11 protein-coding genes and 1 pseudogene are annotated in these 11,007 nt (G+C 38.5%); 7 read left to right on the top strand and 5 right to left on the bottom strand.

What is annotated here, in order from left to right; genetic code table 11:
• Nucleotides 1-135: 135 nt before the first annotated feature.
• From H6F42_RS21410 to H6F42_RS21400, 3 genes are all read right to left on the bottom strand, one after another.
• Complete coding sequence (locus tag H6F42_RS21410; protein WP_190401408.1) at nt 136-1,452, bottom strand: caspase family protein; 1,317 nt, start codon at nt 1,450-1,452, stop codon at nt 136-138.
• Entirely contained in the window at nt 1,449-1,823 is a 375-nt protein-coding gene (locus H6F42_RS21405; RefSeq protein ID WP_190401407.1) for a hypothetical protein, read from the bottom strand. Before H6F42_RS21405 ends, H6F42_RS21410 begins: the two co-directional genes overlap by 4 nt.
• A 74-nt stretch (nt 1,824-1,897) precedes the next feature.
• Nucleotides 1,898-2,149 (bottom strand): type II toxin-antitoxin system ParD family antitoxin, encoded by a 252-nt coding sequence (locus H6F42_RS21400; protein WP_142656289.1) that lies wholly within the window; start codon nt 2,147-2,149, stop codon nt 1,898-1,900.
• A gap of 155 nt (nt 2,150-2,304) precedes the next feature.
• Between H6F42_RS21400 and H6F42_RS21395 the strand changes: the two genes are divergently transcribed.
• Both H6F42_RS21395 and H6F42_RS21390 read left to right on the top strand, forming a co-directional pair.
• On the top strand, nt 2,305-2,523 hold the full coding sequence (locus tag H6F42_RS21395) for a hypothetical protein (protein WP_190401406.1): 219 nt from the start codon (nt 2,305-2,307) through the stop codon (nt 2,521-2,523).
• Complete coding sequence (locus tag H6F42_RS21390; protein WP_142656287.1) at nt 2,523-2,783, top strand: Txe/YoeB family addiction module toxin; 261 nt, start codon at nt 2,523-2,525, stop codon at nt 2,781-2,783. The genes H6F42_RS21395 and H6F42_RS21390 overlap by 1 nt, the downstream gene beginning before the upstream one ends.
• 15 nt (nt 2,784-2,798) lie before the next feature.
• On the opposite strand, the gene topA is transcribed toward H6F42_RS21390, so the two are convergent.
• Nucleotides 2,799-5,060 (bottom strand): type I DNA topoisomerase, encoded by a 2,262-nt coding sequence (gene topA / locus H6F42_RS21385; RefSeq protein ID WP_190401405.1) that lies wholly within the window; start codon nt 5,058-5,060, stop codon nt 2,799-2,801.
• A 94-nt stretch (nt 5,061-5,154) separates the two neighbouring features.
• Between topA and H6F42_RS21380 the strand changes: the two genes are divergently transcribed.
• The 4 genes from H6F42_RS21380 (at nt 5,155) to H6F42_RS21370 (ending at nt 9,490) form a co-directional block, all read left to right on the top strand.
• Nucleotides 5,155-6,195 (top strand): PDDEXK nuclease domain-containing protein, encoded by a 1,041-nt coding sequence (locus H6F42_RS21380; protein ID WP_190401404.1) that lies wholly within the window; start codon nt 5,155-5,157, stop codon nt 6,193-6,195.
• A 123-nt stretch (nt 6,196-6,318) separates the two neighbouring features.
• Entirely contained in the window at nt 6,319-6,453 is a 135-nt protein-coding gene (locus H6F42_RS22225) for a hypothetical protein (RefSeq protein ID WP_277873925.1), read from the top strand.
• 35 nt (nt 6,454-6,488) lie between these two features.
• On the top strand, nt 6,489-8,216 hold the full coding sequence (locus H6F42_RS21375) for an NACHT domain-containing protein (RefSeq protein ID WP_190401403.1): 1,728 nt from the start codon (nt 6,489-6,491) through the stop codon (nt 8,214-8,216).
• Nucleotides 8,213-9,490, top strand: a complete 1,278-nt coding sequence (locus tag H6F42_RS21370; RefSeq protein ID WP_190401402.1) for a hypothetical protein — start codon at nt 8,213-8,215, stop codon at nt 9,488-9,490. Before H6F42_RS21375 ends, H6F42_RS21370 begins: the two co-directional genes overlap by 4 nt.
• 33 nt (nt 9,491-9,523) lie before the next feature.
• Here H6F42_RS21370 and H6F42_RS21365 read toward each other — a convergent pair whose 3' ends face one another.
• A complete protein-coding gene (locus H6F42_RS21365; protein ID WP_190401401.1) occupies nt 9,524-9,715 on the bottom strand; it encodes a hypothetical protein in 192 nt (63 codons plus the stop codon).
• 60 nt (nt 9,716-9,775) lie between these two features.
• On the opposite strand from H6F42_RS21365, the pseudogene H6F42_RS22420 reads away from it, so the two are divergent.
• Nucleotides 9,776-10,749, top strand: a pseudogene (locus H6F42_RS22420) (SDR family NAD(P)-dependent oxidoreductase).
• The last annotated feature ends 258 nt before the right edge of the window (nt 10,750-11,007 follow it).

Here is an 11,007-nt window from a genome sequence, read left to right as displayed (position 1 = left end):
TCGATTTTCTTTAGTCCATCCAATTCAATTGACTGGATTACTTTTTGTCGTAAATCATAACTGTACGAATTTGACATTTTGCCTTTGACTCCTATATTCTCCCTTTACTCTACGTCCTATTTCACTTGGCGGCAGCTATAATACAGGAATACGATGTGCTTGAATATTCCCAGCATTACACTCTGTCACAACATTTTGCAAATATGTTGTCTTTCCTGATCCCAGTTTGCCCACCACCATCAGGTTCTTATTTTTCGTCAATATTTCTAAACCTGATATCCTTTTCAGATCTTGCCCCAACCCAATCCGATCTAAACTGCGATAGTTGGGATTTTGGATGAAGTCGTGCCATAGATCATCTAATTCCGATCTTCGGCTACTGCTCAGTTCTTCTAGAATATTGACATCCACAAATAAATCACCCAATGGAACCCAATGATCTACACCCCAAAGCGGCATTGTGCCATGTAATCTTTGAATATAATCACGAATGCGCGATCGCACCTGTTGCACTAACTCATCTATTGAGATAATCTGCTGTGGTGATTTTTGAAGTTGAGAGAGATTAAATTCTCTTATTACTCCACTCAAAGAGGATGGGCGATCGCTATCTGTGAGATTACCATCTGGAACCTTGCCACAATGTAGCGCGACTGGCATAACTCCAATACCTTTCTGGATAGTTAGCTCGGCTTCCTGAGTTTTATTGCTTTTAGTTTCTGCATCAAATTTAACTTGGGTATAAATGTGTTCGTACAAATCGAATAAGCTAATGTATCCTCGACGGCTACTAATCCCATTGCCTCTTAGCCCATTGGTGAGTGCATTACCAAAATAGGTCAAATTAGCTCCAGTCAAAAATGAAGATTGCTGATGCTCTCTACAGGCTGTAATGATAACGCGACCTTCTCCTGTACTCAATAAAGCTGAAGTAAGTTTCTCTGGTAGGTTATTTCCTTGATAAACCTCTGGCTGTGAGCCTTCAAGCGTTCCAGAGACAATCGCTCCAGCATGACAGGCATTAAAGAAAAGAAATATTCTCTTTGCCTGTATTTTACTGATTTTTTCAAGCAGTTCTTGGTCAGAAATGCCACTATGATCAATAATGCCTTGCGCTCCATCTTCCGCCACTTTTGAATCATGGGTGGTGAGATAGTAGCTGTCATCATCACCATGACCATGTTTGCCGTGACCACTATAGAAGAAAAACAAGGTATCATCAGATTTCAACCTTTGAGCAAGTTCATCAAGAGTTTGAAGAATTATCTCTCGCTTAGCAGTGCTATCATGCAGCAGATTAACCTGATGTTCAGGATAGCCGCAGTAATCTGCATCTTTCAAGACCTTAGCAACTTCTTTTGCATCTTGAGTTGTAATCGGGACATTGAGTTTGGGGGCATTGGGATAAGAGCCAACACCGATCACTAAAGCAAATCCGCTACTGAATGTCATAGGTTTTCTCTATTCAAAGCAGGGATTAATCCACGCATCACCGCAACCTGCATTGCCTTAGCCTTCCGTACCGAACCATGACGATAAACCTGCATTAACTCATTCAGCTTCTTAACTTCCTGTGCATTAAGCAACCCTTCACTATTTCGAGATTGTAAATCGCTAAAAACCATTTGCTGCTGTCCACTCATTTGCAAATTACAAAGCGCCAGAACCTGTTCATCAGGCAAAGCATCTATGGGAATCTCATTAATAGTGCGATCGATCCATTCAATCAGCATTTCTTCAATCCACTGACGATTGAGCGCAGCAATTTCCTTAACTTTTTTTGCTAAAGATTCGGGAAGTTCTAAAGCGATCGACTCAGACATATTGCCTCGTAGACAACACTAAATTTTGATTGACTAAGTACATTATAACTCCATCGAAATAAGCAAACTGTTCATTATTTTTTGCGAAGTCTCTCAAGAAGTTGAATCCGTTTCTGTTGCCACCAATCATCATTAATTTCGATCGCTTCACCACTATCCAAACCCTCTAACAGCAAAGTTTCTAGACGCGCTTGAGCAACCCTCTCCGCCTCTTGACGCAGCAACTGTCGAATATATTCACTCGTAGTACTGTAGCCACCCTTAGCAACCTGCTCATCTATAAAAGTCTTCATAGAATCAGGAACAGAGATATTTACCGTAGTCATAGCTAGTAGTTATGTATATTTCTGACTATTCAATTATGGCAAATATTGCCAATTTTTGTCAAACAGCGCTTACGATTCAGGACAGAGATGATAAGATATCAAAGTATAAACCTCAGTGTGCAAATGATTTATACAGAGAATTTAGGAGTTAACTTATGCGGACAATCACACTACAAATTGATGATAGCGTTAGCGACAAATTTCTATGGTTACTCGATCGCTTCTCTAGAGACGAAATTAAAATTTTAGACCAATCCGATTATGTCAGCGATGACGAATATCTTAGAGGAATTGAAGGAATGGTTCAAAGTATCAATTCAGCCCGTACTGAACCCATTGAACAAGGCGTAACTCTAGATAAACTGGATTGGTAATGTACAAAATAATTTTCATGACGCAAGCTCAAAAAGATGCTAAAAAGCTTGCTTCCAGTGGATTGAAGCCCAAAGTTCTGCAACTCATCAAGATCATTGAAGAAGATCCATTACAGTATCCGCCAGATTATGAATTTTTAAAGGGAGACATGAAAGGGCTAATCAGTCGCCGCATCAACAAACAGCATCGGATAGTTTACGAAATCTTTGAATCAGAAAAATTGATCAAAATCTATCGGATGTGGAGTCATTACGAATAGCTTTATTCAAGCGTCTCACTTTTTCGGACTAGGCTTAGCCACTTTACCCGCCTGTTTAGGCTTTCCCTGAGTAGCTTTCTTCTCCTTACCCGTTGCAGTTTTACCCAAATTCGGATTAGCCGCCTCATCCAGATCGCCAAACTTCTTCGACCACCACTTCTCCTGAGAAGACCAGAAAAAGACCACATCCGCATGATCCTTGCGTTGACGTGCCTGAACATCCGCACACTTCAACATCACCTTATCCACACCATCCTTATGGTAGGGAAACTTAGCCAAAGGCTTGCCACAGACTGGACAAGCAAAACTAGTCACCTCCGCTGTCACTGCATTCTCATCCTTTGGTTGAGGAATCTCCCACTGATTACGGCGATCGCTCCAAAACATCACCAGATTCTCACAGCCATGCTCACACTTGAGAAAATGCCCACCACTAACTTTCTTAGAAGGAATCTTACTGAGAGGATGACTACAAGCAGGACAAGCCACATCCGAAAGCTCATTTTTACGACCACTTGGCTGTAAATCCGCACCAAGATTCGTATAAGCCCGCGCCAACATCGGCTGAAAATAGGACTGATGCCAACCAATCAAATAGCTTTGCCATTCCAACTTACCCACCGAGATTTCGTCCAAAGTCGTCTCCATCCCTGCGGTAAAATCGGCTCTGAGCAAATCAGGGAAAGTTTTATGCAACACATCATCCGTAGACATCCCCAAACCCGTAGGTTCAAGCACCTTACCCTTGAGTAACACATAGGTTCTATCCTTCAGCGTCTTGACGATCGCAGCAAAAGTACTTGGTCTACCCACACCCTGCCGCTCTAGTACTTGTACTAGCTTCGCCTCGCTATACCTAGCAGGAGGCTGAGTTTGTTTCTGCGTAAAACCAGCATTCGCCAAAGCCAAGGTCTGACCGCTCGTCAAAGCAGGAATATGTTTATCCTTACTCAAATCATTCCAATAGCGCGTATAACCTGCAAAGGTGAGAATACTGCCTCTAGTCTGCCAGAGCGTCGAACCTGCCTGAATAATCACCCGACTTTTCTGAATCAAAGCATTAGCACATTGAGAAGCCACGGCTCTGCGCCAGATTAACTCATAGAGTTGATGCTGTCTCGCACTGAGATGATCTCTAACGGTTTTTGGAGTAATGCTCAAATAGGTAGGACGAATCGCTTCATGGGCGGATTGAGCATTCGCTTGTTCGCGATGACGAGTAGTTTTCTTAGGGACATTATCAGGATCGTGCTTTGATAGCCATTCTTTTACCTCAGCACAAAACTCAGGAGCAAGACTAGTGCTATCAGTGCGGTGATAGGTAATCAAACCCTTCCGACCTTGAGGCAAATCGACACCCTCAAACAACTCTTGAGCCACCTTCATCGTCTCTTCAGGCGATAGTCCTAATCTTACAGAAGCTGCTTGCTGGAGCGAACTGGTAATGAAAGGTGGTAGAGGTGATTTCTGAGCAGTGACACCCGTAGCTTCGCGAACGATGTGGGGATGATTACGAGCCACTTGAATAATTCTTGTAGCTTCCGCTTCCGACAATACTCGTTTTGACTCAACCGTAGATTCCGTATTCACTTCCGCTGCATCATCGGTGACATCCTGATCGTCAAGCACAGGTTCAATCTCACTACTACCTGCATAGAAAGCGGTGAAGCCTTCAGTATATTCTGTCCATACCGACCAGTAAGTAATCGGTACAAAGGTATTAATCTCTCGTTCACGCTGACAGACAATGTGCAGAGCCACCGACTGTACCCGACCAGCCGAGCTACCGCCACTTGTCCGACGAACAAGGGGAGAAACCTTAAACCCAATCAACCTGTCCAAACATTGTCTAGCACGTTGCGCGGAAATCAGGTTCAAATCTAACTGATGAGCATTGGCGATCGCGGCTCTAACCGCTGTAGGCGTAATCTGGTTATAGACAGCACGTTTAGGATTACGAAGATGCAGTTGCTGTTGTAAATGCCAAGCAATTCCCTCACCCTCGCGATCGCCATCGGTAGCAAGTACGACTTCTGAAGCATTCTTCACAGCAGCGCGTAGTTTAGCAACTACCTGTTGACCTTTACCTTCGGTCAATTGGTAACGACATTCAATTTTGTTGGTATCTTTGTGCATCGTAAAGCCTAAGCTATCTTCACCATCTTTAGCTAGTTCTGTAAAGTGACCAAAGGAAGCTTCCACTTGCCATTCACTACCGAGGATAGCTTGGATGGTTTTGCACTTAGATGGAGATTCAACGAGTAATAGCTTTTTCATATTTTTGTACCTGTGTAAACTTTATCTTGAATCTGGCTTAGTTTTCATTTCATAGGATTGGGGTATACTGTCATCCCAGACTCAAAGCTAATTTATGAGTGATCTAATCGATTCCTACCAGCAATTAATCGATCGCATTGGTGAATGCTTGGTACAGGGGCAGCAACGCGCCTTTGAGCAGGTTAATACACTTTTGGTAGAAACTTATTGGCAAATTGGGCAGTACATTGTGGAGTTTGAGCAGAAGGGGAATGAGAGAGCGGAATATGGCTCAAAACTGTTAACTCAATTATCACGGGATTTGAAAACAGCTTATGGCAAGGGATTTAGCCGCTCTAATTTGCAGTATATGCGTCTATTTTACTTGTCCTATAAGAATTGCCATACACTGTCTGGCAAATTGAGTTGGTCGCATTACACGGAACTTTTGGCGATTTCGGATGACTTAGCGAGATCGTTTTACGAGCAGCAATGCATACGCGATCGCTGGAGTGTGAGGGAACTCAAGCGCCAAAAGGATTCGGCTTTGTTTGAACGAGTTGCCATGAGTAAGGATCGAGCAGAAATTTTGGCTTTGGCTCAGAAAGGACAGATTATCGAGTCAGCGCAGGATGTGGTGAAAGATCCCTATGTGTTTGAGTTTTTGGATTTGCCCGATCGCAACTACCATGAGAGTGAATTAGAAAATCGGTTGATTGTTCAGTTAGAGAAGTTTTTATTAGAACTGGGGAAGGGATTTGCATTTATTGGGCAACAATACCGAATTACGTTAAATAATACGCATTTTTATGTGGATTTAGTGTTCTATCATCGTATTTTGAAATGTTTTGTCTTAATTGACTTAAAAACAAGGGCAGTGCGTCATGAAGATATAGGACAGATGAATATGTATCTAAACTATTTTCGTGCCGAAGAGAATATGGAAGACGATAATGAGCCGATTGGAATTGTGTTGGCGCGAGATAAGGATGAGATTTTAGTGGAGTATGCTACGGGAGGAATTTCCAATCAGCTTTTTGTATCGAGGTATCAGCTTTATTTGCCTGATGTCGAGGCTTTAAAGCAGGAATTAAAGAGGCTTTTGGAGGAGAGCGATCATGATAGCGGCAATTCCCGTGACGGTATTCAAGCTTAGCTTAGCCATCCCCAACGACCAGAAGTGTGTCATCCATGCATAGAGAGGCTTTGCGCCAATTGGCAGTAAGGAAGCACCGACGGGCAATAATTACTCTTAAATTTGGTTTGATTAAGTAATTTTATGAGATACTGGCGAAATAATGCGTATTATGCTCCTTGGGCAATACCAGAACAGGTCAAGCCAATTCAAAAAATTCTCTTGGGCAGCCCTAGTAATGGTAAAAGTCACCAAATTTTGATTGAGACAGAGATATAAAACTTATAAACGAATAGGAATATAAAATAATGACTATGAACACATGGGAAGAAGTTAAAATTCAAATACAGAAAGAGACGCAAAGAGTTTTTCAAAGTTACACCAATTTTAAAATAACAGAAACTATTGAACTCTTTGAAAAAGTATTAACATATCCACTCAACAAACCAGAATTAAAGCTTGATGGTTTAGAGACAAGAGTTGTTAATTCATTAGAGAAAATATTAATTGAAGGACTAAAAAAAGTAGACAACCTATCTTACTTCCCTGATTTTGCAAGAGTTGAGCCATATTTGCGTAAGATACTATACCTTACTAATCCTACTAAATTTAATGAGCTTGATATTAGAAAGTCAGGCTTTGCAGGATTCATCAACGCTTTAGATTTAAATACTAACCGAATAGATTTTGAAAATACAAGGATAGAAAATCTAATTGGTGTGTCGAATTTTGGAGAGCATCTTTTTAGAACATATAAATTAAGGAATATTGAAAGTCATCAATGTGAAAGTTGGACAAATCGCGAACTATACGAAAATATAGAAAGTGTATTGGTAATTTATTTATTTGCAACCAATAAATGTACAAATAGTTTAAAACCTATAGTTGAACAATCCAAAATCGTCAAGGAACCTGATTTTAGGGGGTATCTTGAGAGTGTCAAAGAAAACTTCAGATCGAGAATAGGAAAGTTTATACATATCAAAGGAAAGGAAGACATAGCTTTATCACAAAGTTATGTAATCGAAAATATAGTCGATCAAGACAGCAATAAAACCGAAAGAAAAGGAACTGTTAATGAACTTCGTAAAAACCAGATCCCAGAAAAGCGTATGCTAATTTGGGGTGATGCAGGCATGGGTAAAAGTACAACTTTAGAATATTTAGCATATGTTGATGCAGATGAAAAACTAAAAAATTATCAGAGTAAGCTACCCGTTTACCTCTCTTTAGGATTACTAACTGATAAAAATATTTCAATCAAACAGTCTATATTTAATAAAATTGGTGTAGATAACTCTATTGGAGAAAAGATGCTAAAGGAAGGATCTATAAATCTTTTTCTTGATGCGATAAATGAAATTCCTAGAGATGATAATAATCAATTAAAAACTTTTCGGTACAGAGAAATACAAAATTTATTGAATGATTATAAACAAATGTTTATTATCATTTCCAACCGACCTCAAGACGAAAATATTTTTAAAGGTGTTTCTGTATTTCATCTTCAAAAGATGGATGGGGAACAGATTGAACTATTTTTAAAAAGAAATACAAAAGAAACTCCTAATCTTGCAAAATTACTTTCAGATGCTATCAAGAAAGATAGTCGTCTTGAAAAAATCATAAAAACTCCATTAATGTTGTCACGCTTAATTGAAATTATTAAATCAAAAGGGGAAATACCTAAAAGTGAAGGAGAAATTATAGATAGATTCATTTTTAGTTTATACCAGCGCGAAAAAGAAGAAAAAAAGGATGCAAATTTTAATATAAAAATAATTCATAGGCTTTTAAGATATTTAGGTTATGAAAGTTTAGAAAGAAAAGATACCAATTCAGGTATGACGGAAGATGAAGTTTTAGATTATTTTATTACCTGTAAAAACAAATATGGTTTTCAAGTTGATACCATTTATATTCTCGAAACTACAACCCAGTTAGGCATATTAGAACAACGAGATGGAATGTATACTTTTGCCCATCAAGCTTATCAAGATTATTTTCATGCACAAGAAGAAAAAGCTATTTTAGGGTTATGATTGAGAACTTAGAACATAAAATTAAGAATGAAAAGTATCACAAGAGCGTTAGATATTTTTCGCATTTCCTCAAGGGTGAAAAAAGATGTAAATATATTTCTGAAGTGGCTAAATACAATATCTACCTAGCAGCTCAATGTATAATGTCATGTGAAGAAGATAATGATTTAGAAAATAGTTTAGCTTGTAATGCATTAGATAGAATTAACAGCAACATAGTTAAAGAAAAGGCTAATGGATTTTTAGCCCTGCTTGAGCTTAATAGATTTGATTTAATATATGATGCAATATCTCAAATATCTAGAATTAGGAGTATAGATAGATATACAATCAATCAAATATTTGAAGAATTAGATGAAGAAGGTATTGTTAAATTCTTAAAAATCGTTTTAAAGGCAGAAGTAAAAGGATTAATCAGCTCTATTATATATAATGTTTTAAATCGTAATGTTAGTTTTAATGCATCTCAAAAAAAAGAATTAGAAGAACTTTTTAAACAGCTAGTAAAATTTTTTGGACCTTACAATGGAAGAATACTTAAATTTATATTTGCTTTTAAGTTATCTAAAAACCTTATTCCTGCAAATATTAATTTAATGGCAGAAAGGTTTATTGTTAAACCTAGTGAACAAGAGTTCATAAGAAGCTTTTATGAGTTTTATGATATTCCTTTCCCATTTTCTAATGTTGACTTATGTAATCTTTGCTTAAATAGTCGTAATAGACCTGCAAAAGTAATTGCATTTAGCAAATTCTTTTTCGATATTTCAAACATAGATATACAAATACAGTTATTGGAAAAAGCTTTACTTAAGGGTAAATATTTTACAGGATTTGTAATTTCTTTAATTAATGATGCAGATATAAGAGATAGAATTTTGAAGCAATATCCTGATGAGATGAAAGATTTTTTGGATTTATTTGTCAAAGTAGAACATCCCAAATTTGACCAAGATCAATTACTTACAACCATTACAAAAATTTCAAAAAAGGATCAACTACCCACAACTATTACAAAAATTTCAAAACAGGAAAATTCTTTATTGGGTAAGACATTTAAATGTAAAGTAACAGTGATAATTCCTAAAACAATATTTGTCGAATTAATATCAACAGATTGGAAGGGTAGTATATATATTAAAGAATTTACAAAAGAATATATAGAAGATGCTCATCAAATAGTAAGTATAGGCGACGAATTTGATGCTGTAGTTATTGGTTTTCATCATAGATATTTACAGTTATCCGTAAATGAACTTCCAGTAAAAAAGTAAAAAGGTAATATTGACAATGATCATTTTACTTTTTTAGGCTTGTTTCAGTGACGCATTAACATTGATGTTATTCAAGGAAGCGGATTGTTCTTGCGAGACCATGCTCTGCTTGGTCACCCGTTGCATATTCGCTTTAACAATCGTTTCATTGGCTCTTGTGAATTGACAAAACACTTCCGTATTTGCCACAGAGTCGCGGGCGATCGCTTCCCAAAGATAGCGCAACTGTTTACCCTATTATCGCGGCATACTTGTAAAGTAGTTCGCAAAATGGAGAGTTTTTTTATGGCAGGAAATTTGCAAGGGAAAGTTGCATTGGTAACAGGAGCATCAAGGGGAATTGGTAAAGGTATTGCCATTGCTTTGGGTGAAGCGGGTGCGATAGTTTATATCACGGGGCGCAATGTTAAGGTTGATGATTTTAAAGATTCTATTTCGGGCAGCTTACTAGAAACTAAATCCGCAGTAGAAAAAGCTGGTGGGATATGCGTTGCAGTTTCCGTTGATCATATTGATGATCAACAGATTAAGTCTCTATTTGAACAAATTGAGCGAGAACAAAATGGACAATTGGATCTCTTAGTGAATAATGCTTATGGTGGTGTGCGATCGCTAATCGATGCAAAGAGTAAGCCCTTTTGGGAATCAGATGGAGTATTTGGGATGCTTGCAATCAAGTCGGTTTGCGAAGTCACTATATCGCAAGTCATTTTGCCGCGAAGATGATGACCCAACGCAAACAAGGTTTGATCGTGACGATATCTTCTTGGGGTGGATTAGCTCCCATTTTTGGAGTTGCCTATGGTACTGGTAAATCTGCTTGCGATCGCCTTGCCGCTGAAATGGCTGTCGAACTCAAGCCTTTTAACGTTGCTTCGATTTCACTTTGGCCGGGGATTGTTGGTACTGAGCAGTTTCATCAGTTGGCTGACGACAATCTTGAGGGTAATTTTGGTGTTGCGGCGATCGCGGATAAGTTTAATTGGGAAACTCCTTTATTTGTCGGTAGAGTTATTGCTGCTCTAGGGAACGATCCAGACCTGATGAAGCGAACTGGGAAAGTTCAGATTGTGGCAGAATTGGCGGCACGTTATGGAATAGTTGATGAGTATGAACAGCGTCCTGTTTCTTTGCGTTCACTCAGATTTTTATTGGCGCAAGGTTTGCCGAATCTTAAAAGCAAAGCTAGGTTCATTCCCGATCTGCGTTTGCCTTGGTGGATTCTCGTGTTAACTGTTCTCAAGTCTCCCAAAATTTGATCATGGTTCTAGTTGATTCTTTAATCCATGATGATTTTGCTATAAATCTGCTATAAATAGAGAGATTTCTTAAAACATTTAGATAATATTCAAGGGTTCTTTCTCTCTTATTTTAGGTGGAAAGCAATTTTTAATAGTCAACAGAGGCGTTGTTGCATAAAAGAGGGATGGAAGGGTAGATTAAATATAAATAAGGATGGCAAAACAGCCAATGAAAGAGCAATATCAGATCCGCAACTGGTCAGAGTATAACGCAGG

The organism is Pseudanabaena sp. FACHB-1998 (assembly GCF_014696355.1).
Taxonomy (GTDB): domain Bacteria; phylum Cyanobacteriota; class Cyanobacteriia; order Pseudanabaenales; family Pseudanabaenaceae; genus Pseudanabaena.
The sequence above is the reverse complement of the archived record's forward strand: the minus strand, read 5'-3'. Positions and strand labels throughout refer to the sequence as shown.